This window comes from Pseudoxanthomonas sp. YR558 (assembly GCF_900116385.1).
Lineage (GTDB): Bacteria > Pseudomonadota > Gammaproteobacteria > Xanthomonadales > Xanthomonadaceae > Pseudoxanthomonas_A.
Window position 1 is genome coordinate 898799 of sequence record NZ_FPCI01000002.1, and the last position, 25480, is coordinate 924278.

22 protein-coding genes are annotated in these 25480 nt (G+C 66.1%); 3 read left to right on the forward strand and 19 right to left on the reverse strand.

What is annotated here, in order from left to right; genetic code table 11:
• Positions 1-81 precede the first annotated feature (81 nt).
• Positions 82-1011: a GAF domain-containing protein gene (locus BM365_RS15805; RefSeq protein ID WP_093490436.1), complete on the forward strand. Its 930-nt coding sequence runs from the start codon at positions 82-84 to the stop codon at positions 1009-1011.
• Positions 1012-1017: 6 nt separating this feature from the next.
• Here BM365_RS15805 and BM365_RS15810 read toward each other — a convergent pair whose 3' ends face one another.
• The 19 genes from BM365_RS15810 to BM365_RS15900 form a co-directional block, all read right to left on the reverse strand.
• Positions 1018-1206, reverse strand: coding sequence for a hypothetical protein (locus tag BM365_RS15810; protein ID WP_093490437.1), 189 nt, complete (start codon positions 1204-1206; stop codon positions 1018-1020).
• Positions 1207-1307: 101 nt separating this feature from the next.
• On the reverse strand, positions 1308-2057 hold the full coding sequence (locus BM365_RS15815) for a tetratricopeptide repeat protein (RefSeq protein ID WP_093490438.1): 750 nt from the start codon (positions 2055-2057) through the stop codon (positions 1308-1310).
• Positions 2058-2154: 97 nt separating this feature from the next.
• Entirely contained in the window at positions 2155-3114 is a 960-nt protein-coding gene (locus BM365_RS15820) for an acetyl-CoA carboxylase carboxyltransferase subunit alpha (RefSeq protein ID WP_093490439.1), read from the reverse strand.
• Between the two features lie 96 nt (positions 3115-3210).
• Positions 3211-6768: a DNA polymerase III subunit alpha gene (gene dnaE / locus BM365_RS15825; RefSeq protein ID WP_093490440.1), complete on the reverse strand. Its 3558-nt coding sequence runs from the start codon at positions 6766-6768 to the stop codon at positions 3211-3213.
• Between the two features lie 165 nt (positions 6769-6933).
• A complete protein-coding gene (locus tag BM365_RS15830; RefSeq protein ID WP_093490441.1) occupies positions 6934-7209 on the reverse strand; it encodes a hypothetical protein in 276 nt (91 codons plus the stop codon).
• A 137-nt stretch (positions 7210-7346) separates the two neighbouring features.
• Positions 7347-7952: a ribonuclease HII gene (gene rnhB / locus BM365_RS15835; protein WP_093490442.1), complete on the reverse strand. Its 606-nt coding sequence runs from the start codon at positions 7950-7952 to the stop codon at positions 7347-7349.
• Complete coding sequence (lpxB, locus tag BM365_RS15840; protein ID WP_093490443.1) at positions 7949-9127, reverse strand: lipid-A-disaccharide synthase; 1179 nt, start codon at positions 9125-9127, stop codon at positions 7949-7951. Before lpxB ends, rnhB begins: the two co-directional genes overlap by 4 nt.
• On the reverse strand, positions 9127-9915 hold the full coding sequence (gene lpxA / locus BM365_RS15845) for an acyl-ACP--UDP-N-acetylglucosamine O-acyltransferase (protein ID WP_093490444.1): 789 nt from the start codon (positions 9913-9915) through the stop codon (positions 9127-9129). The genes lpxB and lpxA overlap by 1 nt, the downstream gene beginning before the upstream one ends.
• 1 nt (position 9916) lies before the next feature.
• A complete protein-coding gene (gene fabZ, locus BM365_RS15850) occupies positions 9917-10372 on the reverse strand; it encodes a 3-hydroxyacyl-ACP dehydratase FabZ (protein WP_093490445.1) in 456 nt (151 codons plus the stop codon).
• Positions 10372-11391 (reverse strand): UDP-3-O-(3-hydroxymyristoyl)glucosamine N-acyltransferase, encoded by a 1020-nt coding sequence (gene lpxD / locus BM365_RS15855; RefSeq protein WP_093490446.1) that lies wholly within the window; start codon positions 11389-11391, stop codon positions 10372-10374. Before lpxD ends, fabZ begins: the two co-directional genes overlap by 1 nt.
• A gap of 106 nt (positions 11392-11497) precedes the next feature.
• The gene (bamA, locus tag BM365_RS15860) at positions 11498-13978 is read right to left on the reverse strand and encodes an outer membrane protein assembly factor BamA (protein ID WP_093490835.1); all 2481 of its coding nucleotides are present in this window, start codon (positions 13976-13978) and stop codon (positions 11498-11500) included.
• Between the two features lie 119 nt (positions 13979-14097).
• The gene (rseP, locus tag BM365_RS15865) at positions 14098-15459 is read right to left on the reverse strand and encodes an RIP metalloprotease RseP (RefSeq protein WP_093490447.1); all 1362 of its coding nucleotides are present in this window, start codon (positions 15457-15459) and stop codon (positions 14098-14100) included.
• A gap of 13 nt (positions 15460-15472) precedes the next feature.
• Entirely contained in the window at positions 15473-16660 is a 1188-nt protein-coding gene (gene dxr / locus BM365_RS15870) for a 1-deoxy-D-xylulose-5-phosphate reductoisomerase (protein ID WP_093490448.1), read from the reverse strand.
• A 2-nt stretch (positions 16661-16662) separates the two neighbouring features.
• Positions 16663-17514: a phosphatidate cytidylyltransferase gene (locus BM365_RS15875; protein WP_093490449.1), complete on the reverse strand. Its 852-nt coding sequence runs from the start codon at positions 17512-17514 to the stop codon at positions 16663-16665.
• Between the two features lie 13 nt (positions 17515-17527).
• Positions 17528-18286, reverse strand: coding sequence for a polyprenyl diphosphate synthase (gene uppS / locus BM365_RS15880; protein WP_093490450.1), 759 nt, complete (start codon positions 18284-18286; stop codon positions 17528-17530).
• A gap of 8 nt (positions 18287-18294) precedes the next feature.
• Positions 18295-18852, reverse strand: coding sequence for a ribosome recycling factor (gene frr / locus BM365_RS15885; protein ID WP_093490451.1), 558 nt, complete (start codon positions 18850-18852; stop codon positions 18295-18297).
• Positions 18853-18929: 77 nt separating this feature from the next.
• Entirely contained in the window at positions 18930-19847 is a 918-nt protein-coding gene (locus tag BM365_RS15890; RefSeq protein WP_093490452.1) for a cation diffusion facilitator family transporter, read from the reverse strand.
• Positions 19848-19898: 51 nt separating this feature from the next.
• Entirely contained in the window at positions 19899-20624 is a 726-nt protein-coding gene (pyrH, locus tag BM365_RS15895; RefSeq protein WP_093490453.1) for a UMP kinase, read from the reverse strand.
• A gap of 56 nt (positions 20625-20680) precedes the next feature.
• Entirely contained in the window at positions 20681-21037 is a 357-nt protein-coding gene (locus BM365_RS15900; protein WP_093490454.1) for a cupin domain-containing protein, read from the reverse strand.
• 64 nt (positions 21038-21101) lie between these two features.
• On the opposite strand from BM365_RS15900, the gene BM365_RS15905 reads away from it, so the two are divergent.
• Together BM365_RS15905 and BM365_RS15910 are read left to right on the forward strand one after the other, a co-directional pair.
• Complete coding sequence (locus BM365_RS15905) at positions 21102-21797, forward strand: AIM24 family protein (RefSeq protein ID WP_093490836.1); 696 nt, start codon at positions 21102-21104, stop codon at positions 21795-21797.
• 471 nt (positions 21798-22268) lie between these two features.
• Complete coding sequence (locus tag BM365_RS15910; RefSeq protein ID WP_158253493.1) at positions 22269-25373, forward strand: TonB-dependent receptor; 3105 nt, start codon at positions 22269-22271, stop codon at positions 25371-25373.
• Positions 25374-25480: the final 107 nt, after the last annotated feature.

Genomic DNA, 25480 nt, shown 5'->3' on the forward strand with positions numbered 1-25480 from the left:
GCGTTGGAGTTTTCGGATGTGTTGACGGAATCTGAACCGGTTCGCCGCGAACATGGCGCGGACCGTCCCACAGGAGCCTCCGTGAATCCGACCGCCGACAGCGAACGCGCCCGCCAGCACACGCTGGACCGCTATCACGCCCTCGACACGCTGCCCAGTACGGCCTACGACGACCTGGTCGCGCTGGCGGCCGCGATCTGCGGCACGCCGATCGCCGTGGTGTCGTTGATCGATCGCGAGCGCCAGTGGTTCAAGGCCAGGATCGGCCTGGACGATCACGAGACCACGCGCGACACCGCCGTCTGCGACCATGCAATCAAGCGACCTGGCGAATTGCTCGAAATCCCCGACCTGGCGGAAGACAGCCGCTTTGCCGGCTTCCCCATCGTCACGGGCGATGTGAAGGCGCGGTTCTACGCCGGCATGCCGCTGGTCGCCCACAGCGGCGAGGCGCTAGGGACCGTATGTGTGGTGGATACCCAGCCCCGTCAGTTGAATAACCAGCAGAAAGCATCGCTGCGGGCGCTCGCGCGGATCACCGCGACGCTGCTGGACACTCATCGCGCGCAGCACGAAGGGCAGGCACTGGTCGCGCTAAGGGGCTCTGATGCGGCGCCTGTGGTCGCCGAGGCCTATACCGTTGTGCTCATCGAAGTGCAGGGCATGGCCGAAGCGGGGCGTCGCCTGGGCGAACGCGCGCTCGAGAAAACGCTGCAAGGGCTGGAACCCGTGTTCGACGCCTGCCTGCGTCATGAATCGGGCGATCATGTCAGCCGGGTCACCGACAGCGCGGAGTTCGTCGTGCTGCTGAAGGGCGCCGATGTCGAGGCGCGCATCGATGCGTTGCGGGCCGCCGCGCGTCTGGCGGGGCATCGCAACGCGCTGGTGCTGCTGGTCGGCGCTGCGGCGTCGGCGAGCGCGGACGATGCCCTGCTGCAGGTCTATCTACGTGCCGAAGAGGCCCTCAGCCTGCAGAAAGACGCGTTGGCCAGTGGTCGCCAGGCGGCCTGACCGCGCTCAACGCACCTGCTGCAGGATGACGATCAGCGCCGCGATCCAGCACGTGCTGACGAACAACCCGAGCACGAGGTGTTGGCTCACGCCGGTGCGATGGAAGCGCCAGTGGTTGACGCCCAGCGCAACCAGGACCGGCAACGTGAACAGTACGGTAGGCAACAGCCACCAGGGCAACGAGAGCAGGTCCATGACGGTCCTCCCTTCGGGCGGACGGTGCGCCGTCCGTTGACCGCATCATCCCGCGCGGCGGTGCCGCCCGCATTGATTGCGATCAACCATCCGTCGGAAGATCAGCGCGGCAGTGCGGCCAGTTCGCGCTTGGCGACATCGATCCAGTCCTGTTGCTCGCGTCGGTAGTAACGCGGCGCGACGTCGGAACGATCGAGGATTTCCTGGAACACGGCGCGAGCGCGGTTGCCCTCACCGGCGCGCTTGAGCAGCAGGCCGAAGCGCGCCCGCGCCTCCTCGCCGGGGTAGCCCTGCACGACCGCTTCGTACTCGTGGATGGCCGCCGCCGCATCGCCGGTGTCTTCCACCGTTCGCGCGTACAACAGATGTCCGTCGGCAGAACGGAAGGCGGGATTTGCGGCGATCAACGCATCCAGCGTGGCGCGCGCCTTCTGCGAATCGCCCAGGCCGAACTGCGCCTTCGCCAGCCCGAGCATCAGGTCAGGATCGGTGGCATAGAGGCCCTTCAACGCCTGCTCGTACAACTCGGCGGCATGGGTGTAGTCGCCGCTGCGCAGGCTTTCCTCGGCCAGGCGGCGACGGTTCTCCGGCGTGTCCGACGCCTTCAGCAGCTTGGCGGCATCGCGCCGGTCGCGATCCGGATCGATCCGGTTGCGCACGCTACGGACCGTGCGGCGCGCCGACGGATTGTGGCGCAGGTCCGGCAGGATCTCGGCGATGAAGTACACGATCACCGCGATGAAGGAGAACACCAGCAGGATGAAGACCCAGTAGAGCGGTCGCCCGGTGCGGACCACGTGCACGCAACAGGCGATCTGCAGGGCGAGGGACAGCAGGATGAGGGGGCTCATGCGCGGTGGGCGGCCGATCGGGACGTGCCGCGCAGCATCCGCGATCTTGGGCCGGTCCGCCAGTCAGGCCGCCGCGGCGGCCGTGCAACGGGGCCGATCAAGCGGCTTCGTACGCCCCGTAGCCACGCAGGCGCGCGTAGCGCTTGGCCAGCAGCTCTTCGACGGGCAGTTGCTCCAGCGCATCCAGTTCGTTGAGCAGCACGGCCTTCAGGCGCACGGCCATCTGGCGCGGGTTGCGATGCGCGCCGCCGATGGGCTCGCGCACGACCTTGTCGACCAGGCCCAGCGCGCTTAGGCGCTTGGCGGTCAGGCCTAGTTGTTCGGCGGCATCTTTGGCCTTGGCGGCGTCCTTCCAGAGGATCGAAGCGCAGCCTTCCGGAGAAATCACCGAGTAGGTGCCGTACTCGAGCATCAGCGTGCGGTCGCCGACGCCGATGGCGAGCGCGCCGCCGCTGCCGCCTTCGCCGATCACCGTGCAGATGATCGGGATCTTCAGCTCGGCCATCTCCATCAGGTTGCGCGCGATGGCTTCGGACTGGCCGCGTTCTTCCGCGCCGACGCCCGGATAGGCGCCCGGCGTGTCGATGAAGGTCAGCAGCGGCAGCTTGAAGCGCTCGGCCATCTTCATCAGGCGCAGCGCCTTGCGATACCCCTCGGGACGCGGCATGCCGAAGTTGCGTGCGATCTTGCTCTTGGTGTCGCGGCCCTTCTGGTGGCCGATGATGACCACGCTGCGGCCATCGATGCGGCCCAGGCCGCCGACGATGGCGGCGTCGTCGGAGAACGAACGATCGCCGGCCAGTTCCTGGAACTCGTCGCAGAAGACCTTGATGTAGTCCAGCGTGTACGGGCGCGCCGGGTGGCGGGCCAGCTGCGACACCTGCCACGGCGACAGGTCGCGGAAGATCTGCGCGGTGCGGATGCGGAGCTTGTCCTGCAGCGCGTGCACCTCGGCATCGACATTCACCGCCGGACCGGTGCTGGCGGCGCGCAGATCCTGGATCTTGGCTTCCAGATCGGCGATGGGCTGTTCGAAATCGAGGTAGTTCGGGTTCATCTGCGGGCCATGGGCCGGAAAGGGGGAAAGTGTAGCCGAAGCCGTCCGGCGGTCACGTACGGGGGGGTAGGGCCGTGACGCCGCGCACGGCCTGCGTCAGTTCGCCCAGGGCCGGTAGAACGCAGGCTTGGCGGTGCGCACGCCGGGCATGGCGCGCAGCGCGTCCAGCAGCTCCGCGTCAACGCGCACGGCCTTCTGGCCATTGAGGTCGAGCATGCCGGCGATGGTGTTGCCACCAGCGCCCATCAGCAGGTCCAGACGCAACGGCGTGCCGCCGGGGCGATGGCGCGACAGCAGGGCATCCACGCGCTCCCACAGCCCCGGCACGCGCAGGTCCAGGCGTAGCTGGAGGCGTTGCGCATGCTGCTGGCACAGCGCGGTGTAGTCCCACACCTGTCGGATGCGCAGGCTGTACCCGCCGCTGAATTCGTCTTCGCGCAGGCCGCCCTTGATCACCAGCACGCGGTCGCGCGTCATCAGTGCGCCGAATTCGTTCAAGGCATCGGAGAACGCACTGCATTCGATGCGGCCGCGCCCATCTTCCAGCTGCACGAACACCTGGCTGTCGCCCTTGCGTCGCACGCCGACCACCTGGCCGGCGACGATCGCGTTGACCTCGGGGCGCCAGCCTTTCTTCTCGCCGCTGGAACCGCTCGACCAGATGCGGTCCAGCTCGCTCAGGTCGCTGCCCACCAGCGTGCGCAAGTCATCGCGATACGGGTCCATCGGATGGCCGCTGAGATAGTGGCCCAGCGTCTCGCGCTCGCCATGCAACTTCTGCGTGAGCGGCCATTCGTCCGTCACCGGGAGCTCGACGTGGATGTCGTCGCTGCCGGCGCTGGCGCCGAACATGTCGACGATGCCCGCGTTCCGGTTCTTGTTGATCTGGTCGATGGCCTTCAGTACTTCCGGCAGCTGCAGGGCCAGCGACGCCCGGTTCCGGCCGAGGGTATCGAGTGCGCCGGCGTTGATCAGCGCTTCCATCGCCCGCTTGTTGAGCTTGGACGAATCGACGCGCTTGCAGAAGTCGAGCAGGTCACGGAAGGGGTCGCCGTTGCGGCGCGCCTCAACGATGCTCTCGCACACGCCCTGACCCACGCCCTTCACCGCGCCCAGGCCGTAACGCACGGTGTTGGCATCGGTGGCGACGAACATGAAGTCCGAGTGGTTCACGTCCGGCGGCAATACATTGAGGCCCAGGCCGCGCGCTTCGTCGAGGAAGCCGACCACCTTTTCGGTCTTGTCCATGTCCGACGACAGCGTGGCGGCCATGAATTCGGCGGGGTAATGCTTCTTCAGCCATGCGGTCTGGTAGGCGACCAGGGAGTAAGCGGCGGCGTGCGACTTGTTGAAGCCGTAGCCGGCGAACTTCTCCATCAGATCGAAGATTTCGTCGGCCTTGCGCTCATCCACGCCGCCCTGCGCGGCGCCTTCGCGGAAGATCTCGCGCTGCTTGGCCATTTCGGCCGGCACTTTCTTACCCATCGCGCGGCGCAGCAGGTCGGCGCCGCCCAGCGAGTAGCCGCCGACGATCTGCGCCATCTGCATGACCTGCTCCTGGTAGACCATGATGCCGTAGGTCTCTTCCAGCATGGTCTTGGTGCGCGGGTCTGGGTAGTCGAATTCTTCGCGGCCGTGCTTGCGCTCGACGAACGACGGGATCATGTCCATCGGGCCTGGGCGGTACAGCGCGTTCAGCGCGATCAGGTCCTCGAAGCGGTCGGGCTTGGCTTCCTTCAGCGCACGCCGCATGCCGGTGGATTCGAACTGGAACACCGAGCCCGTGTTGCCGTTGGCGAACACGTCGCGGTACACGCTGGCGTCGTCGAGCGGGATCGTGGCGATGTCGACCGGCGTCACCCCGAGGTGCGCGCGGCGCGCGTTCACCGCCTTCACGGCCCAGTCGATGATCGTCAGCGTGCGCAAGCCGAGGAAGTCGAACTTCACCAGGCCGACGGCTTCCACGTCGTCCTTGTCGAACTGGGTGACCGGGTTCCTGCCGCGGCCGCCTTCGTCGTGTTCGGCGAACAGCGGGCAGAAGTCCGAGAGCGGCGTCGGCGCGATCACCACGCCGCCGGCGTGCTTGCCGGCGTTGCGGGTGAGGTCTTCCAGTTGGCGCGCTAGGTCGATCAGGTCGCGGACGTCGTCTTCGTCGCGGTAGCGTTCGATCAGCTCCTGCGAGGCCATCTCGCTGCTGCCTTCGCCCATCGCATCCTTCAGCGTCACGCCGAGGATGTTCGGGATCAGCTTGGCGACCCCGTCGACCAGACCGTACGGGAAGCCCAGCACGCGGCCCGCATCGCGTACCACGGCCTTCGCAGCCATGGTGCCGTACGTGATGATCTGGCTGACCCGGTCGCGTCCGTACTTGCGCGCGACATAGTCGATCACCTCGTCGCGGCGATCCATGCAGAAGTCGATGTCGAAGTCGGGCATCGACACGCGTTCCGGGTTGAGGAAGCGTTCGAACAGCAAGCCGTAGGGCAACGGATCGAGATCGGTGATCTGCAGCGCCCACGCCACCAGCGAACCGGCACCCGAGCCGCGGCCCGGCCCGATCGGGATGCCGTGGTTCTTTCCCCACTGGATGAAGTCGGCCACGATCAGGAAGTAGCCGGGGAAGCCCATCTTGCAGATGGTGTCCAGCTCGAAGTCCAGCCGCTTCTCGTAGTCCTCGCGCGTGTGGCCGGGCGCGAGCGGGTTCTTCTCCAACCGCGTCTTCAGGCCGTCATGCGACAGGCTGCGGATCCAGCTGTCCAGCGTCTCGTCGTCGGGTACCGGATACGCGGGCAGGAAGTACGTGCCCAGCCGCATCTCGATGTTGCAACGCTGCGCCAGCGCGACGGTGTTGTCGATCGCATCCGGCACGTCGGCGAATAGCTCGGCCATCTGCGCCGCCGACTTCATGTACTGCTCAGGGCTGTAGTCGCGCGGGCGCTTCGGATCGTCGAGCACGCGACCCGAGGCGATGCACACGCGTGCTTCGTGCGCATCGAAATCGTCCGGCGACAGGAAGCGCACATCGTTGCTGGCGATCACCGGCAGGCCGCGTACGCCCGACGCGTGCAGGGCGAACGCGTTGAACGCTTCTTCGCCATCGCGCTGGGTACGCGTCAGCTCCAGGTGCAGGTCCTCGCCGAAGCTGCGCTGCCAGTCGGCCAGGTGCTGCTCGGCCAGGTCGTGGCGGCCACCCAGTGCCATCCGGCCGGCGAGGCTCTGCCTGCCCATGAGCGCGAACAATCCCGCGTGGTCCTGGCGCAGCCAGTCCGGGTCGATGGCCACACCGTCGGTGCGGTGGCCTTCCATCCAGGCGCGCGTCAGCAGGCGCGAGAGCGACAGATAGCCTTCGCGGTCGCGGCACAACAGCGTGACCGTCCAAGGCGCTTCGTTGCCTTCCGCGACCAGCAGATCGGCGCCCGCGATGGGCTTCAGGCCCACGCCTTCGGCCGCCTTGTAGAACTTCACCAGCGCGAACAGGTTATTGCGGTCGGTCACCGCGAGCGCGGGCATTCCCAACTCCACCGCGCGGCTCAGCAGGTTCGCCTGCTTGGCTTTCTTCGGGTCGGCCTGATCCGGCTTCTCGGGCACGCGGATGATCGAATCCGCCAACGAAAATTCGGTGTGCAGGTGGAGGTGGACGAAACGGGAGGACATGCCGGCTCGGGGTGCTATCGGGCCAGCGTAACGGCGGGGGTGGGGTGGGGCAAGGCTTGACTTTCCGACAGCGCCGGCCGGCTCCACCACGAAAAAAAAGGCCGCCCAGGGGAGCGGCAGGGGGAAGCGGAAGGCCTGCCGTCTTCAGCGGCGTGGCCGGGTCAGTTAGTGCAGCAGACGCTCGAGGCTCTGCTGGCGGCGGAAATCCAAGTAGCGCGCGGTCTCGTCCGCCAGGAGCGTCCACAGGCCTTCGTCTAGGGGCGCGAGGCCGGGGGTGCGCAGCGCAGCCAACACCTGCTGGAGGCGGGCGCGTTGGAGGGCGTCCGGCGTCCACGTACGGTCCGCCAGCAGGCAGCGCAGGAACGCGAGGCGCTCGTCGTCGGGGTGGTGCTGGCTAAGGTGCGACGTCGCGGGCGCGACGTTGGAGTGCATCAGGGTCATGCTGGCCTCGTGGGGGAGAGGAACCCGCGGTCCAGGGGGAGGGAGCGGGCATGACCGTCATGCTGCCGTGCGCGGCGGCGTGACGCGCCTGCACAAAGCCATCGTGACGATGGGCACGGTGCCGATGGTCACGCGATTCAACGCGCGAGCAGTGCCTCGCGTACGGGAGCGAAGCTGCGCCGGTGGTGCGCGCAGGGCCCATGTTGCGCGAGCGCCGACAGATGCGCCGGCGTGGGATAGCCCTTGTGCACGTCGAAGCCGTACTGCGGAAACGTGGCGTGCAATTGGACCATCAGGCGGTCGCGCGAGACTTTCGCGAGGATCGAGGCCGCCATGATCGCCGGCTCGATGGCATCGCCTCCGACCAGCGTTTCGGCCACACAGCTGAGGCCCTTGGGCGCGCGATTGCCGTCGATGCGCACCAGGTCCGGGAACGGTTGCAGCGCCATCACCGCACGGCGCATGCCTTCCAGCGTGGCCTGCAGGATGTTGAGGCGGTCGATCTCGTCCGGTTCGACCAATTCCACCCGCCAAGCAAGCGCACGTTCCTGGATCAGCGGGAACAAGGTTTCGCGTTTGCTCTCGCTGAGTTGTTTGGAATCGTTGAGTCCGGGGATCGCGCGGGCATCGTCCAGGATCACGGCGGCGACGGCGACCGGGCCCGCGAGCGGGCCGCGGCCTGCCTCATCCACGCCCGCGACCAGGCGGGCGACGGGCATCGCGAAGAGGCCTTCCATGCTCATGCGTGCGATGTCCCACCAAGCACGCCAGCGACCGCATCGGCAGCGCTGGCCGATGCGTCCTGCTTCAGCTGCGCATGCAGGCGCTGGTAGGTGGGTTGCAATGCGGCGACCGCATCGGGCGAGCGGAACCAGCGCAATACGTCGGTGGCGAGGTGGTCGGGCGTGCAGTCATCCTGCATGCGCTCAGGCGCGATGTCCTCGCCGGCCAGCACGTTGGGCAACGCATAGCGCTCCACCTTCAACAGGCCCAAGCCCTTCACGATGCGGTAGGTCAGCGGTGCGATCCGGTAGCCCACCACCATCGGCCGCTTGCACAGCATCGCCTCCAGCGTGGCGGTGCCGGAGGCCAGCAGGACGACGTCGCTGGCGATCATCGCCGCGCGCGCCTGGCCATCGAGCAGGTGCCACGCGGCATCCGCGCCGTGCGCCGCGAACTGTGCCTGCAGCGCCTGCCGGCAGGCCGCGTTCGCAGCAGGCACGAGAATCTGCAGCCCCGGGATTTCCGCGGCGACACGTCGCGCGGCATCGAAGAAGGCCGGCGCGAGGCGATGGATTTCTCCCAGCCGGCTGCCGGGCAGCACGGCCAGCACCGGCGCATCAGCCGCCAAGCCCAGTGCGGTCCGCGCGGCATTGCGGTCCGGATGCAGGGGGATGTCATCGGCCATCGGATGTCCGACGAAACGCGCATCCACGCCGTGCCGGGCGTAGATCGGCGGTTCCATGGGGAAAAGGCAAAGTACGCGGTCGGCGCTGCGACCGATCTTCTCCGCACGTTTCTCGCGCCACGCCCAGACGGAGGGGCTAACGTAATGCACGGTGCGCACGCCGCGTTGCTTGAGCCAGGCTTCGACGCCGAGGTTGAAGTCGGGCGCGTCGATGCCGACGAAGACGTCGGGCTTCCAGTCCAGCATGCGCTGGCGGAACGCCTTGCGTAGCCGCAGCAGGCGCGGCAGGTGGCGCAGCACCTCGGCCAGACCCATCACGGCGAGTTCGCCCGCGTCGTACCAGGTATCGCAGCCGGCGGCGCGCATGGCGTCGCCGCCGATGCCAGCGAATTGCGCGCTCGGGAATTTCTGCTTCAGCGCTTCGATCAGCCCTGCGCCCAGCCCGTCGCCCGACGCTTCGCCCGCGCACAACGCGATGCGGAGCGGCCGGGCCGCGGGTACGGCGTCCATCAGCGCTGCAACGGCCGTTCGCCGCTGTCGATGAAGTGCAGCAAAGCCTTCACGTCGTCGCTGGCCTGCGCCTGTTCGGCGAGCTGTTGCTTGGCTTCCGCAAGCGGCAGGCCGGCGACGTACAGCGTGCGGTAGGCGCGCTTGATCGCCGCGATGCGGTCGGCATCGAAGCCGCGGCGCTTCAGGCCTTCGCTATTGATGCCGCGCGGCCGGCCGGAGGCTTCGCCGGCGACCATGGTGAAAGGGGGCACGTCACCGCTGAGCAGTACGCCCATGCCGATGAAGGCGTGCGCGCCGATGCGGCAGAACTGGTGCACGCCGGCGAAGCCACTCAGGATCACCCAGTCCTCCACGGTCACATGGCCCGCGAGCGTCGCGTTGTTCGAGAACACGCAGTAGTTGCCGATGACGCAGTCGTGGGCGACATGCGTATAGGCCAGCAGCATGTTGTCGCTGCCGATTCGGGTGATGCCCGTGCCGGTGACGGTGCCGCGGTTCAGCGTGACGAACTCGCGCACCTGGTTGCGGTCGCCGATCACCAGTTCAACGCGCTCGCCCTTGAACTTCTTGTCCTGCGGATCGCCACCGATCGCGGCGTGGCCGACGAAATGATTGTCGCGACCGATACGGGTCGGGCCGGTGACCGTGCAGTGGGGACCGATGATGGTGCCGTCACCGATCTCGACCTCGGGGCCGACGTAGGCGAACGGCCCGATGCTGACGCCTTCGCCCAGCGAGGCGCCCGGATCGACGACCGCGCTGGGATGGATGGCGGTGGGGGTGCCCATCTCAGCGGGTGTCCTCGGCGCACAGCACGTCGGCGCAGGCGACCTGTTCGCCATTGACCGACGCCACGCCGGTGTAGAAAGCCATGTTGCGGATCAGTCGCTTCAGGGTGACGTCCAGGTCCAGTCGGTCGCCCGGCACCACCATCTTGGTGAAGCGCGCGTTCTCCACCTTGACCATGTAGAACATGCGGCCCGCGGTGTCGCCCTGATGCGAAAGTTGGGTCAGCAGGCCGCCGGCCTGCGCCAACGCCTCAATGATCAGCACGCCCGGCATGATCGGACGGTCCGGGAAGTGGCCGGTGAAGAAGGGCTCGTTCTGGGTGATGTTCTTGTAGGCCAGTACGCGCTTGTCCTTCTCGAACTCCACCACGCGGTCCACCAGCAGGAACGGGTAGCGATGCGGCAGCAGCTTGCGGATGGTGGTGGAGTCGATGGGTAGTTGCAGGTCGAGGGTCATCAGCTTTCCTTGTCGGCCGCCAGCACGCGTCGTGCCAAGGCGTCCAGTTGCTTGAAGCGGGCGGCGTTCTTGCGCCAGGTACGGTTGTCGGTGAGTGGCGTGCCGCTTGAGTATTCGCCGGGCTCGGTGATCGAACTCGTCACCAGCGACATCGCGGTGACGACGACGCGGTCGCAGATCTCAAGATGACCGAGCACGCCGGCGGCGCCGCCGATCAGGCAGTAGCGGCCGATGCGCGCGCTGCCGGCCGCAGCGCTGCAGCCGGCCATCGCCGTGTGCGCGCCGATGCGGACGTTGTGGCCGATCTGGATCTGGTTGTCGAGGCGAACGTCCTCTTCCAACACCGTGTCGTCAAGCGCGCCGCGGTCGATGGTGGTGTTCGCGCCTATCTCGCAGTCATCACCGATGACCACTCCGCCCAGCTGCGGGACCTTGATCCAATGCCCGCTGTCCATCGCCAGGCCGAAGCCATCGGCGCCGATGACGGCGCCGGGATGGACCAGTACGCGCTTGCCGAGGCGGACGCGCGTCACCAGGGTGATGCGGGCGATCAGCTCGCTGCCATCGCCTACGGTGCAGTCATCGCCGATCACGCAACCGGGACCGACGACGCAGCCATCGCCGATCACGCTGTGCGCTCCGACGGTGACGAAGGGGCCGATGTGCGCGCTCGCGGCGATGCGAGCGCTAGGGTCGATCGCGGCGCTCGGATGGATACCCGGCGTGCGCACGGGCTTGCTGTCGAACAGCGCCGCCATCTTGGCGAAGGCCGTGTACGGATCCTTTGCGATCAGGACGGCGCCGGGGGCGGCGTCGGCGTCCTCGGCGCGAAGCACGATCAGGCTGGCCTGGCTCTCCGCCAGTTGACCCCGGTAGCGGCTGTTGGCCAGGAAAGCCAAGTGGCCGGGTTCGGCCCGTGCCAGGGTGGCGACGCCTTCTATGTGCAGGTCGGGATCGCCACGGAGCTCGAGGCCGAAACGGTCGGCCAGCGCGCGGGCGGTATGGATGGGCAGCGTCATAAGGCGCGTAGTTTAGCGCCAGCGACCGCCAAACCGCTTTCACGGGGGCGTATGGTGGGATGGTCGGCGGGGGCAGCTGCCCCCGCCCGTCATCGTAGGGCAGCCGTCAGAACGCGCCGCCGAAGGTGAACTGCAAGCGCTCCAGCTCGTCGCCGTCTTCGGTCTTCAGCGGGAACGCGTAGCTGATCGAGATCGGACCGACGGGTGCCCGCCACAAGAGCGCGATACCCGTCGAAGCACGGATCTCGCCTGCGTCGAAATTGTCGATGCCGTCGAACACGTTGCCGAAATCGAAGAACGCCGATACGCGTGCTGCATTGGAGTCGAACAGTTTCGGGAAGATCAGCTCGACCGAGCCGGTCGTCTTGAGCGAGCCGCCCAGTGGCTGGCCACGATAACCGCTGATGACTTCCGATCGCGGACCCAGTGTGTTGTCGCGGAAGCCGCGCACCGAGCGCGTGCCGCCCGCATAGAAGTTCTCGAAGAACGGCAGACCACTGGCCACTAGCGTCTTGTCTAGCGTGCCGCCGTCAGCGCACGTGCCGTCTGCCGCGGGCGCGGTCGTCGTTGGCTGGCCTGGGATCTGCGGATCGGAGCCGTTGGCGCGGCAGATGTAGCGATAGATGTCGTCGCCGTAGCTGTCGCCGTAGCCGATCTCCGCACGGGTGTTGAGCACGAAGGACGGGCTCAGCGACCAATACTTCGAGAACTCGTAGTTGAGCTTGTAGTACTCGACGGTGGAGCCCGGCAACGCGATTTCGGCCGAGACGCGCTGGTAGGTGCCGCCGGTGGGCATGAAGTAGTCGTTGCGGGTGTCGCGCGCCCAGCCCACTTCGGTTCGCCAGGCGTGGAACGTGCGCTGGCCCACGGCATTGATGTAGTCGATGATCGACTGGGGCGTAGAGCCCTGGAACGTCAATATCTCGTTGCTGTCGACGCCGAACAGCAGCGAGACGGTGTCGTTCTCGGTGATCGGCAGGCCCAGCACGCCCTGTGCGGCGGCGCTCGTGGTCGAGTACTGCGCGGTGTTGAAGTCCGAGTAGTCGAACTCGCGCCACCACAGGTTGTAGCCCAGGGACATACCTTCGTCGGTGAAGAACGGGTTCGTGTACGAGAACGAATAGCGCTGCAGGTAGTCGCTGCGCTGTGCCTCGACGGCGACGCGGTTGCCACCGCCGAGGAAGTTGTTCTGCGACAGCTGGATCGACGTGGTCAGGCCGGAGAGCTGCGAATAGCCCAGACCGAACACGAAGCTGCCCGAGGTGGTTTCCTTTACGGTGTACACCACGTCCACCTGGTCGGTGGTGCCCGGAACGGGCGTGGTTTCGACGTCGACCGTCTCGAAATAGCCCAGACGGCGCAGGCGCACGCGCGAGCGGTCGACCGCGACCTGCGAGAACCAGCTGCCTTCGAACTGGCGCATTTCACGGCGCATCACCTCGTCGGACGTGCGGGTGTTGCCCTTGAAGACGATCCGGCGCACGTTCACGCGCGGACCCGGGATCACCTGCAGGTTGATCGCGACGGTGCGGTTCTCGCGATCGATCGTCGGGATCGGATTCACCTGCGCGAACGCATGGCCGATGTTGCCCAGCGTCGCGGTGATCGAATCGGAGGTCATCTCGAGCAGAATGCGCGAGAACGTCTGCTCCGGCTTGACGATCACCAGCTTCTCGATCTCTTCCTTCGGCAGCACTGTGTCGCCGGTGACCTTCACCTCGGAGATCTTGTACTGCTCGCCCTCGGTGATGCCGGCGGTGATGAACATGTCGCGCTTGTCGGGACTGATCGATACCTGGGTGGAATCGATGTTGAAGTCCACATAGCCGCGATCGAGGTAGTACGAGTTCAGGCGCTCCATGTCGCCCGACAGCTTTTCCTTGGAGTACTGGTCGTCGCGGCGGTACCACGACAGCCAGCTGGATTCCTTGGATTCCCAGTTCTCCAGCAGGTCCTCGGTCTCGAACTTCTCGGCACCGACAACGTTGACGTGCTTGATCTTCGCCGCCTTGCCTTCTTTCACGGCGATCGTGACGTCCACGCGGTTGCGGTCCAGCGGACTCACGGTGGGCGTGATCTCGACGTTGTACTTGCCGCGGTTGTTGTACTGGCGCACCAGTTCCTGCGTTACGCGGTCCAGGCTCAGGCGATCGAAGGTCTCGCCCTCAGCGAGGCCGATGTCCTTCAGGCCCGACATCAGGTCATCGGTCTTGATGTCCTTGTTGCCGGTAAGCGTCAACTTGTTGATGGCCGGACGCTCGGTGACCGTCACCACCAGGATGTCGCCCTGGCGGTCGAGCTTCACGTCTTCGAAGAAGCCCGTCTTGTAGAGCGCGCGAATGGATTCGGACACGCCGGACGGGGTGACCTGCTCGCCGCGTTCGATCGGCAGGTAGGTCAGCACGGTGCCGGCCGAAATGCGCTGCAGGCCGTCGATGCGGATATCGGTGGCGGTGAACGTCTCGCTGCTCAGCGGTGCGGCCGCCGCGGGTGCGGGGGCGGTTTCCGTCGTCTGGGCCAGTGCCGGCATGGCGATGGCCGAGGCCAGGGCGAGGGCAAGCAGGCGGCGGGAGGGCAGTCGCGTCATCATCACTTCCGATTGGGGTAGTTCCTGCGGTGCAGGAGTGGAACGCAGGGCTGCGTCCCCGGGGCTTGCCGGCTGGGGGCGACCCTTGGAGCGGGCCGGCCCGAGAAAGTTCAGGGGCATCAGGTCACCAGACGCAGGATGTCGTTGTAGAACGCCAATCCCATCAGGCCCGCCAGCGCGGCCAAGCCTACGTATTGTCCAGCCACCATGTGGCGCTCGCTCAAGGGACTGCCCTTGACCAACTCGATAAGGTAATACAGGAGGTGCCCGCCGTCCAAGACGGGAATGGGCAGCAGGTTGATAATGGCCAGGCTGAGGGACATGGCGGCCAGGAACCAGAGGAACCAGTCAGGCCCGCGCTTGGCCGAGACATTCGCCACCTGGGCGATGGTGATGGGCCCTGACACGTTCTTCAGCGACGCGTCGCCGGTCAGCATGCGACGGATCATGCCCAGGGAGTCCGAGGTCAGTTTGCCCGTCTCGCGGAGTGCAGCCGGAATGGCGGCCAGGGGTCCGAAATGCAGGGTCGCGTCGTAGCTGGGCATCTGCGCGGCGTCCGGCGGCGCCAGGCCCAGGCCCCAGTAGTCCTGACCGTTGTCCGGGCGCTTCATGCGGCGCGGCTCGAGCTCGAACGCCAAGCGCTCGCCTGCCCGGTCGACCTCCACCATCGCGGGGCCGCCGCGCTTGCCTAGAAGGTCGACCTGCGTGGCGATGTCGCCGAAGCCATGCACGGGCTGGCCGTCGACGGCGGTGACGACGTCGCCCGGTTGCAGTACGCCATCAGCCGGTGCACCCGGGCTGACCTTGCCGACGGTGGCCGGCACAACCCAGTGGCGCCATGTCAGGCCTATCAGGCCGATCACGTTCTCCTGGTCGAAATCCACCGGCAGGCGCGAGAGAGCAAGTTGGCGCGTGGCGGTCGTGCCGGCGGCGGTCTCGACTTCCACCGGCACGTCCTTGCCGTCGATGGCCGTCTTGGTCAGCACGATGGAGGCATCCGTCCAGGTATCGATGGCGCGGTCGCCGATCCGGACGATGCGGTCGCCGCGTTGCAGACCAGCCGCCTCGGCGATGCCCGTGACGCCGCCGAGCGTGGCCGAGTAATCCTGCTTGCCCAGCACGAACATCGCCCAGAGCAGGGCGACGCACAGCACGATGTTGGCCGCGGGTCCGGCGGCGACCACCGCGATCCTCTGCCAGACCGACTTCCGGTTGAAGGCCTGGTCCAGCTGCGCAGCGGGGACATCGCCCTCGGCTTCGTCCAGCATCTTTACGTAGCCTCCGAGTGGGATCGCGGCGATCGCGAACTCGGTGCCGTGGCGGTCACGCCGCGACCACAATGGCTTGCCGAAGCCCACGGAGAAGCGCAACACCTTCACGCCGCAGCGGCGCGCGACCCAGTAGTGGCCGAACTCGTGGAAGGTCACCAGGATGCCCAGTGCCACGATCATCCACCAGACGGAGCCCAACAGGTCACTCATCGGTTCTCGGCGCTCATTGGGAGACGTGGCCTGCGAGGTTGCGTTCGGTGAGTCGTCGGGCCTGCGCATCCGCTTCCAGCAATGCCTCCAGCGAATCGGCCGGCGTTGCAGGCAGCGCGGCGAGGGCGTCCTCGACCAGCGCGGGAATGGATAGGAAACCCACGCGGCCCTGAAGAAAGGCTGAAACTGCGACTTCGTTCGCAGCGTTCAGGACCGCGGGCGCGGTGCCGCCTGTCGCCATGGCCTCCCAGGCCAGGCGCAGGCAAGGGAATGCGTCGGTGTCGGGCGCTTCGAAGTCCAGTCGCGGGTGCAGCAGCAGGTCGAGCCCCTGCACGCCGGAAGCGATCCGCTCGGGCCAGCCAAGTCCCACCGCCAGCGAGGTTCGCATGTCGGGCAGGCCGAGCTGCGCGAGCGTCGAGCCGTCGACGAATTCCACCAGCGAATGCACGAGGCTTTGAGGGTGCACCAGGACATCAAGGCGCGCGCGGTCCACGCCGAAGAGGTGGTGCGCTTCGATCAATTCCAGGCCCTTGTTCATCAAGGTGGCCGAGTCGACCGAAATCTTGGGGCCCATCGACCATTTCGGATGGGCAACCGCCTGCGCGCGCGTGACCTGGGCGAGGTCCGCCCGGCTGCGTCCGCGGAACGGTCCCCCGGACGCGGTCAGCACGATGCGCTTGACCTCGGCCTGAGCCTGCCGTGAACGCAGGCACTGGAAGATGGCGTTGTGCTCGCTATCGATCGGGATGATTTCGGCGCCAGCGGCATCCGCTGCGGCGGTCACCAGCTCGCCGGCGAGCACCAGCGACTCCTTGTTGGCCAGCAGCAGCCGTTTGCCCGCATGGGCGGCGGCGAGCGTCGAAGACAGGCCCGCCGCACCGACGATGGCGGCAACGACGGTGTCGCAGGCGGCATCGGCGACCAGTGCGTCGAGCGGTGCGTCGCCCGCGTGCGGCAGCGTGGGCAGGCCAGCGGCGGCGAGGCCGTCGCGCAGGCGCGCATAAAGCGCGGCATCTGCGATCACGGCATGGTCGGGCCGATGCGCCACGCACAGCGCGATCAGCGCATCGACGTTATGGCCTGCGGCCAGCACACTCGCGCGATAACGATCCGGATGGCGCGCGATGACGTCCAGCGCCGAGGCGCCGATCGAGCCCGTCGCGCCGAGGACCGCCACATTGCGGGGTGCGTGCGCAGCCATGCTCAGAATCCGAAGACTTCCTTGCCGAGCACGAAGATGGGCAGCGCGGCCAGGACGCCGTCGATGCGGTCGAGTACACCGCCGTGACCGGGGATCAGGTCGCCGGAATCCTTCGCACCCACATGCCGCTTCAGCAGGCTTTCGAACAGGTCGCCGACCACCGAAAACAGCACCGTGAAGATGGCGACGAGCAACACGCCAGGTAGCTGGGAGACTCCCGCACCCGCGATGATCGCGCCGACACCGGCGACCAGCAGACCCGCAGCCAGGCCACCCAGCAGCCCTTCAAGCGTCTTGTTCGGGCTGATGCGCGGCGCCAGCTTGCGCCCTGCGAACCAGCGCCCGCCGAAATGGCGGCCCGCGAAGTAGGCGCCGCTGTCGGCGGCCCAGACGATCGCCAAGGCGATGAACAGCCAGATATGCCCGTTCGGCTCAGAGGAGTGGATCAGCCCCAAGGCGCACCAGGCCGGCACGACGGCAAGCGTGCCGGCGGCCAGCTTGAATACGCGCGCCCACGTCTCGTGGTCGGAGGCGAAATGGAAGAAGCGCAGCCACAACAGCGCAAGCAACCACCAGACCGCACCGGCCAGGGCCATCAGCCGCAGCGGCACCAGATCGGTCGATCCGCGCGAGGCCCAGACCAACAGCACCATCAGCAGCAGGTTGGCGGTCAGCAGTACCGTTCGCTGCAAGGTGTCGTCGATCTCGGCGAGCTTGAACCACTCCCACAGGCCGACCAGGAAAACCAAGGCCGCCAGCATGACCAGCCAGGACGTCGGCAACAGCAGGATGGCGCCGATGGCGAACGGGGCCATGACGAGCGCGGCGATGACGCGGGTGCGGGTGGCGCTCATGCGGGGCTCGCTTTCATGCGGGGCTATCCTCCGTGGCGCCATCGGCCACCTGGGCGCTGGTCAGGCCGAAGCGGCGCTCGCGACCCGAGAAGTCGTCCAGGGCGCGCTGCAGCAAGGCGGCATCCAGGTCCGGCCAGAGCACGTCGGTGAACCAGAGTTCGGTGTAGGCCAGCTGCCATAACAGGAAGTTGCTGATCCTGTGGTCGCCGCCGGTACGGATGAAGAGATCAGGTGCCGGCAGGTCTGCCAAGGCCACGTGCCGGCCAAGGGAGGCTTCGTTGATGTCCTGCGGCCGCAGGCGGCCTGCGGCGACTTCTTCTGCCAACGCGCGTGCCGCGTGCGCGATGTCCTGGCGGCCACCGTAGCTGGCAGCGATCACCAGGTGCAGTCGTGTGTTGCCCTGGGTCAGCGTTTCGGCCGCCTCCATGCGCGCGCGGATGTCGGCGGAGAAACGCGTGCGGTCGCCGATGAAGCGCACGCGGACCTGGCGACGGTGGAGTTCCTCCACTTCGCGGTCCAGCGCATTGAGGAACAGCTTCATCAGCGCGCCGACTTCTTCTTCCGGTCGGCCCCAGTTTTCGCTGGAAAACGCGAACAGTGTCAGCGCGCCGATGCCGCGTTCCAGGCAGAAGTCGATGCAGACATTGACCGCCCGGGCACCGGCGCGATGACCGATCACCCGCGGGCGGCGGCGGCGTTCGGCCCAGCGCCCGTTGCCGTCCATGATGACGGCCAGGTGGCGGGGCACGGACGAGGGAACGGCAGGGGACATGGCAGTCCTCAGACCGCCATCAATTCCTGTTCCTTGGCCTTGACGACGTCATCGACGTCCTTGATGGACTTGTCGGTGAGCTTCTGGATCTCGTCTTCGGTCCGGCGCTCTTCGTCCTCGGTGATCTGCTTGTCCTTCAGCAGGTCCTTGACCTGCTGGTTGGCATCGCGGCGGATGTTGCGGATCGCGACCTTGGCGTCTTCGCCTTCGCCATGGACCACCTTCGAGAGCTCCTTGCGGCGCTCTTCGGTGAGGGCCGGCAGGTTCAGGCGGATGGTGGTGCCGGCAGTGTTCGGGGTCAGGCCCAGGTCGGAGGCCAGGATGGCCTTCTCGACCGCGCCGACCATCTGCTTCTCCCAAGGGGTGATCGTCAGCGAGCGGGAATCGGAGATGGTCACCGTGGCGACCTGGCTTAGCGGCATGTCCGAACCGTAGTAATTGACCTTCAGGTGCTCGACCAGGGCCGTGGAGGCGCGACCGGTGCGGACCTTGACCAGCGTGTGGCGGAGCGCCTCGATGCTCTTGGTCATGCGCGCCTGCGCGTCTTTCTTGATGTCGTTGAGCATCGCCCTTTCCGTTGCAAAGCCTGTAAACGACCGATTATAGGGCGATTCGGCGCCGTTGCCGACCGCCCAGAGGCCCCTCAGTGGGAATGATGCGGCGCGGCATCGTGCAGGTCGTGGCCGCAGGCCGCACCCCGTTCGATCTGCAGTGTCGCGTGGTTGATCCCGAAGCGGTGGTCCAGCGCGTGCACCGTGGCATCGATGAAAGTGTCGTGATCGTCCTCGCGGGCGCGCACGAGGTGCGCGGTCAGGGCGATCTCATTGGCGCCAAGCGACCAGATGTGCAGGTGGTGGACGGCCGAGACGCCGGGCTGTTCGCGCAGGAAGGCGCCGACCTCTTCGGGATCGACACTGCCGGGAACTGCGTCCATGGCCGCGTCGAAGCTGTCGCGCAGCAGCCCCCAGGAGCCAACAGCGACCACCACGGCGATCAACAGGGCCGTGGCGGGATCCAGCCAGGCCCAGCCGAGCGTCGCCATGCCGACGCCGGCCAGCACCGCCGCCAGCGAGACGGCCGCATCCGCTATCAGATGCAGGAAGGCGCCGCGCTTGTTCAGGTCGTGCGCATGCCCGTCGCGTACCAGCCAGGCGGCGCCGAGGTTGACCACGATGCCAAGCGCTGCGACCACGATCACGGGCGTGGCAGGAATCTCGGGCGGCGCACTGAAACGGCGCACCGCTTCCCAGCCCAATGCGCCGGAGAAAACCACCAGCAGCAAGGCATTGGCCAAGGGAGAGAGGAGGGTGGCGCGCCGCCAGCCGTACGTGTGGCGTCCCCGGGGCGGGCGCCGTGCCAGCGCGGCCGCGCTCCACGCCAACGCGAGGCCCAGCACGTCGCCCAGGTTGTGCACGGCGTCGGACAGCAAGGCCAGCGAATTGGTGTAGAAGCCGTACCCCGCTTCGATGGCGGTGTAGGCGAGATTGATCAGCGTGACCAACGCGAAAGCGCGCGTGGCCGAGCCGTGGGCGTGCGCCCCATGTCCGTGTCCGTGTCCCATCCGGCTAGGGTGCCGGCGGACCGGCACGGACACTATTACAGCGAGGTGGCGTCAGTTGCGGCCCTTTACCAGGGTGCCCACGTGCTCGCCGCGCAGGATGCGCATCAGGTTGCCCGGCACCGACAAGTCGTAGATGCGCAGCGGGACGTCGCTGTCACGACACAGGGCGAAAGCGGCGGTGTCCATCACCTGCAGGTCGCGGACGATCACGTCGTCGTAGGTCAACTGGTCGAAACGCTTGGCGTCGGCGTGCTTGCTGGGGTCCTTGTCGTAGACGCCGTCCACCTTGGTGGCCTTCAGCAGCAGGTCCGCGCCGATCTCGATCGCACGCAGCGCAGCACCGGAGTCGGTTGTAAAGAACGGGTTACCCGTGCCGGCGGCGAAGATCGCGATGCGGCCCTTTTCCAGATGGCGGATGGCGCGGCGGCGGATGTAGTCCTCGCACACGTCATTGATCTTGATGGCGCTCATCACGCGGCACTTGGCGCCCAGCTTCTCCAGGGCGTCCTGCATGGCCAGCGCGTTGATGACGGTGGCCAGCATGCCCATCTGGTCGCCGGTGACCCGGTCCATGCCGCCGGCGGCCAGGCCTGCGCCGCGGAAGATATTGCCGCCGCCGATCACCAGACCGATTTCCGCACCAGCGTCGCGCGCCTCGATGATCTCCTTGGCGATCCGGGTGATCACGGCCGGGTCGATGCCGTAGTCCTCAGCCCCCATCAGCGCTTCGCCGGACAGTTTGAGCAGGATGCGGCGATAGGCAAGGGGTGCGGTCATGGGGATCTCGGCGTGGGGGCAAACAGCGTAATTCTAGCCGAGCATCACATGGTGCGTCAGTCGCCGGGTTCGTAGATCGCGTACAACTTGCGTGCCGGCTCAAGGACTTCCCAGGTGCCGCTGAAGCCGGCGGGCACCACAAAGCTCTGGCCGGCTTCCCAGATGGTCTCCGCGCCATCATCGCCGCGCAGTTTCAGTCGGCCCGCAAGCACATGGCAGAACTCGTGCTCGGTGTAGTGGACGCGCCACGCCCCAGCATCGGCTTCCCAGACGCCACAGTGGAAGCGCGCATCCGGGGATGAGAACGCATTGGCGACCGCTTGCGTCGGCTGTCCGGATAGCAGCCGGTCGGCCGGAACAGCTTCGCGCGGCACATCGTCCGGCGCATGGGGGACGGGCAGGATTCGCGGCATGGTGGGACCTCCTGGAGGGCGGCTTATGATGGAACTCCCATCAGGCGACCATCAAGGCATCGACATGAGCGTGCGCACGCTGCAGGAGTTCATCGCGTCTTCCAGGGAAAAGGATGCCAGTGCGGACGCTTTCGAGCTCGAGAGTCCGCATCTGCTCGAGGTGCGCCTGGACGGGTTGGTCTGGGCCAAGGCCGGGGCGATGGTGGCGCGCAAGGGTGCGGTCAAGTTCACCCGGCAGGGCATGCTGGAGCAGGGCCTCGGGAACCTGCTGAAGAAAGCCGTCAGCGGCGAGGGTATGCAGCTGATGAAGATCGAGGGGCAGGGGCGTGTCTACCTGGCCGATGCCGGCAAGAAGATCACCCTGCTGCGCCTCGCGGGCGAATCGATCTTCGTCAACGGGAACGACGTCCTGGCCGTCGAGTCGGGCATCGAGAGCCGCATCACCATGATGCGCAAGGTTGCCGGCATGCTGTCCGGCGGCCTGTTCAACGTGCGCCTCAGCGGGCACGGCATCGTCGCGATCACTTCGCACTACGAACCGCTGACACTGCCGGTGAATGCGCAGACCGGTCCGGTGTTTACCGACCCCAACGCCACCGTGGCGTTGTCGGGTGGCCTGACGCCCGAAATCGTCACCGACATCTCGCTGGGCACGCTGCTGGGACGGGGGTCCGGGGAAAGTGTGCAGCTGAGGTTTGCGGGCGACGGCTGGGTGGTGGTGCAGCCCTACGAAGAAGTCGTGTACCAGCCGAAGCAATAAGCGCCCGGCGTTTCTCTCTGTTCCGGGGTCGCCCGCCGGTGCATGGAGGGGCGGCTTCGATTGCGGTGGTGGAAATCACCTGCACAGCCGACGCCTAGCCCGCTGCCGCGCTGCCGAGGCTTCCAGGCGCGGGCGCGCGGCCACGTGCGTCAAAAGCAGCGTCCGGCAAGGCGCACCTCCGACCTACCTCGCGACCCGTAACGGCATGCCGAAGCCGCGCTGGGGGACGGGTTCTGTTACCGCTATTACGTTCGGAGGCGACCGAAAAATACCCCTCAGGGGGGGCAAAACTACACGGCATTTTGTGATGGATTTGGCAATATTACTTGAGTGTTGCGTAACCTAATTCCAACATTTGATTAACCTGCTATTAAGGCCCGTGACTTGCATCGCACGATCAAGGTCACGCTGGTCGGAGGGCGGGCCCGTCCGGACGCTCATGTGAATCAACCTGCAGCAGGGAGTCGCACAGTGTCCAAGCGTACGTTCAATCGAACACTCAAGCGCAGCGCCCTTACCGTGGCGCTCGGCGTCTGCTTCAACTCTTCGATTTATGCCCAGTCCAATACCTCCGGTGCGGTCTTCGGCCAGGCCACGGCGGGCGAGAAAGTCCTGGTACAGAACCCGGCCACCGGCTTCAGCCGTGAAATAGCGATCGGCGCCGACGGTACCTACCGTGTATCCGCGCTGTCGCCCGGCACTTACCGCGTGACGCTTCAGCGCGCAGACGGCACCACGTCAACGCGCGAAGTCGCGGTCAACGTCGGTACCGGTACGGCTGTCAATTTCGCTGCGGAAAGTTCAGGGAGCGGTGCCACCACGCTCGGTACGGTCACGGTCACAGGCTCCCAACTGGTCAACCCGATCGACGTGTCGTCGGTCGAATCCACCACCATCCTGACCTCCGAGCAGCTCGCTCGGATTCCCGTGCCGCGCGATACCACCTCGGTGGCGCTGCTGGCGCCGGGTACCGTGCGCGGCGATGGTGCCTTCGGCAACCTCGCGTCGTTCGGCGGCTCGTCCGTTGCCGAGAACCAGTACTACATCAACGGCTTCAACATCACCAACTCGTTCCGGAGCCTCAACTTCTCCAAGGTCCCGTTCGAGGCGATCGCCGAGCAGCAGATCAAGACCGGCGGCTACGGCGCGGAATTCGGGCGGTCGCTCGGTGGCGTGGTCAACCAGATCACCAAGCGCGGCACCAACGAGTTCAAGGCGGGCGCCAACGTGTTCTGGTCGCCGAAATCGCTGCGTTCGGACGTGGACGACTACAAGTTCTCCAATCCGCTGGTGCCGGGCGATTACGGTAACGTGGCCGAAAACAACAGCAAGGATTCGCAGGATGAACTGATCGGCGCGGTGTGGGCAGGTGGTGCGCTGGTGAAGGACACCCTTTTCGCGTACGGCCTGTTGTCCTATGGCAAGACCGACACCGATGCCTGGGGCAACATGGATGCGGTCACCAATCGCAACGGTTCCATCAAGAACCCGACCTGGCTGGCCAAGTTCGACTGGAACATCAACGACAGCAACAAGCTGGAGTTGACCGCGTTCTCCGACAAGCAAGAAAGCGAGACCCGGGTTTACAACAACACCCCGGGTGAAGTGGATCGCACCACCTACGTCGGCACGGTGTTCGACGAACAGGGTGGCAACAACTACGTCCTGAAATACACGGGCTACCTCACCGACACTTTCACCCTAACCGCGCTTTACGGTCATGGCGAGTTTAAGCGCAGCCAGTACTTGAAAAATCCCGACGGCTCGAGGGTCAGCTACAACGGCGATATCACCACGGCGTACACGACGGATATCAACGGGACCACCACCCTGGGCGGCTGCCCGGCCATCATCGACGTGCGTCCTGGCTATCGCAAGGAGATCACGGGCGCCTACGGCAGCCTGTGCCATCTCACCGACGGTGCGCTGCTGCAGGCGTCGAACAACAAGGACACCCGCGACCAGTACCGCATCGACGCCGAGTGGATCCTCGGGCCGCACCAGCTGCGCTTTGGCGTGGACGTGGACAACTACGAATCGGTGGCCGGCGAAGCCAACGTGGGCGGCTGGCTGTGGCGCTACTCGACCAACAACGGCCTTGATGGTCGCCCGAACACCGGCGATGAGTTCGATGTGGTCCGCCGCCAGACCACGGCTCGCGGCACGACCATCGAAGTCAAACAGCGCGCCTACTACCTCGAGGATACGTGGAAGATCACCGATAACTTCCTGGCGTATCTCGGCGCCCGCTGGGATACGTTTGAGAACCTGGGTTCCGATGGCCGCGCCTTCGTCAAAATCGACAACCAGTTCGGTCCTCGCCTGGGCTTCTCCTGGGATGTGAAGGGCGACTCGTCGCTGAAGATCTACGGCAACGCCGGTCGGTACGCGCTGCCGCTGACGCCGAGCGTGGCCGTGCGCGGCTCCAGCGCTTCGATCTACCAGCGCTCCAACAACAACCGTTTCTCGGGCGTGGACCCGGTGACCGGGGCGCCGATCCTTATCAATCCGCTGAATCCGCTGAATCTGATCAACGGCGAAGACGGCCAGGCGCACGATCCGAACACGATCGCCAGCAAGAACCTTGATCCGATGTACCAGGACGAGTTCATTCTCGGCTTCCAGACCACGCTGACCGACCACCTCAATGTCGGTGCGCGCGGCATCTACCGCAAGCTGAAAGCGGCCATCGACGACAACTGCGATTACACCGCCATCACCGACCTGGCCGATGCCGACGGCCTCGACTACACGGTTCCGAACCCAGGCTTCCCGTATTGCCGTCTGTTCAACCCGGGCGAGGATGCGGTGCTGGTCACCGACCTCAACGGCGACGGCGTCTACACCACCTACACCGTGGAAGGCGATCGCCTTAGCCCGCCAGCGAAGCGTTCTTACAAAGCGCTGGAACTGTTCCTGGACGGCAGCTGGGACAAGTTCTTCTTCCAGGCCTCGTACACGCTGGGATACAACAAGGGCAACACCGAGGGTGGTGTGAAGTCCGACATCGGCCAGGGCGACACCAATACCACGCAGGATTTCGACTATCGCGAACTGACCGTCGATACCTACGGCTACCTGCCCAACGATCGCCGGCATGCGCTGAAGGTGTTCGGCAACTACGACTTCACTGACGAATGGTCGCTGGGTGCGAACCTGATCGTCCAGACAGGACGTCCGATCAACTGCCTCGGTGTACTGGATACCAATCCGGCCGAGCCCGCCGGCCCCGTTAGCAACTATGCTCCGCATCCCTACGGGTCTGGCTTCATGCGATGCAGCAACTCGGAGGATGGTGCACAGTTCGACTCGACCGTGAGCGCCGTGCCACGAGGTACGGCAGGGCGTCTGCCGACGACCACGAGCCTGGACTTGAACGTCGCCTTCCGGCCCTCGTTCGCACAGGGCCTGCAGTTCAAGGTGGACGTGTTCAACGTGTTCAATTCGCAGAAGGTCACGGCCGTGAGCGAAGTGGCGGAGGATTCGGCGACGGGTAACCCCCTGAGCACCTACCTGCTGCCGCGTTCCTATCAGGCGCCGCGCTCGGTCCGCTTCATGGTCCAGTATGATTTCTGACAAGGCGTTCCTTCCGCAAAAAGATGGTTAGCGATTGCTCTCTTCTTGGCCGCCTTCGGGCGGCCATTTTCTTGTGCGTAGATGGGTGCGATGACGTCCGGACGGAT

What these genes read in the sequence shown, in the direction of transcription:
- BM365_RS15810 (WP_093490437.1), bottom strand. Translation starts at nt 1,206, where the DNA reads ATGGACCTGCTCTCGTTGCCCTGGTGGCTGTTGCCTACCGTACTGTTC.
- BM365_RS15815 (WP_093490438.1), bottom strand. Translation starts at nt 2,057, where the DNA reads ATGAGCCCCCTCATCCTGCTGTCCCTCGCCCTGCAGATCGCCTGTTGC.
- BM365_RS15820 (WP_093490439.1), bottom strand. Translation starts at nt 3,114, where the DNA reads ATGAACCCGAACTACCTCGATTTCGAACAGCCCATCGCCGATCTGGAA.
- dnaE (WP_093490440.1), bottom strand. Translation starts at nt 6,768, where the DNA reads ATGTCCTCCCGTTTCGTCCACCTCCACCTGCACACCGAATTTTCGTTG.
- BM365_RS15830 (WP_093490441.1), bottom strand. Translation starts at nt 7,209, where the DNA reads ATGACCCTGATGCACTCCAACGTCGCGCCCGCGACGTCGCACCTTAGC.
- rnhB (WP_093490442.1), bottom strand. Translation starts at nt 7,952, where the DNA reads ATGAGCATGGAAGGCCTCTTCGCGATGCCCGTCGCCCGCCTGGTCGCG.
- lpxB (WP_093490443.1), bottom strand. Translation starts at nt 9,127, where the DNA reads ATGGACGCCGTACCCGCGGCCCGGCCGCTCCGCATCGCGTTGTGCGCG.
- lpxA (WP_093490444.1), bottom strand. Translation starts at nt 9,915, where the DNA reads ATGGGCACCCCCACCGCCATCCATCCCAGCGCGGTCGTCGATCCGGGC.
- fabZ (WP_093490445.1), bottom strand. Translation starts at nt 10,372, where the DNA reads ATGACCCTCGACCTGCAACTACCCATCGACTCCACCACCATCCGCAAG.
- lpxD (WP_093490446.1), bottom strand. Translation starts at nt 11,391, where the DNA reads ATGACGCTGCCCATCCATACCGCCCGCGCGCTGGCCGACCGTTTCGGC.
- bamA (WP_093490835.1), bottom strand. Translation starts at nt 13,978, where the DNA reads ATGACGCGACTGCCCTCCCGCCGCCTGCTTGCCCTCGCCCTGGCCTCG.
- rseP (WP_093490447.1), bottom strand. Translation starts at nt 15,459, where the DNA reads ATGAGTGACCTGTTGGGCTCCGTCTGGTGGATGATCGTGGCACTGGGC.
- dxr (WP_093490448.1), bottom strand. Translation starts at nt 16,660, where the DNA reads ATGGCTGCGCACGCACCCCGCAATGTGGCGGTCCTCGGCGCGACGGGC.
- BM365_RS15875 (WP_093490449.1), bottom strand. Translation starts at nt 17,514, where the DNA reads ATGAGCGCCACCCGCACCCGCGTCATCGCCGCGCTCGTCATGGCCCCG.
- uppS (WP_093490450.1), bottom strand. Translation starts at nt 18,286, where the DNA reads ATGTCCCCTGCCGTTCCCTCGTCCGTGCCCCGCCACCTGGCCGTCATC.
- frr (WP_093490451.1), bottom strand. Translation starts at nt 18,852, where the DNA reads ATGCTCAACGACATCAAGAAAGACGCGCAGGCGCGCATGACCAAGAGC.
- BM365_RS15890 (WP_093490452.1), bottom strand. Translation starts at nt 19,847, where the DNA reads ATGGGACACGGACACGGACATGGGGCGCACGCCCACGGCTCGGCCACG.
- pyrH (WP_093490453.1), bottom strand. Translation starts at nt 20,624, where the DNA reads ATGACCGCACCCCTTGCCTATCGCCGCATCCTGCTCAAACTGTCCGGC.
- BM365_RS15900 (WP_093490454.1), bottom strand. Translation starts at nt 21,037, where the DNA reads ATGCCGCGAATCCTGCCCGTCCCCCATGCGCCGGACGATGTGCCGCGC.
- BM365_RS15905 (WP_093490836.1), top strand. Translation starts at nt 21,102, where the DNA reads ATGAGCGTGCGCACGCTGCAGGAGTTCATCGCGTCTTCCAGGGAAAAG.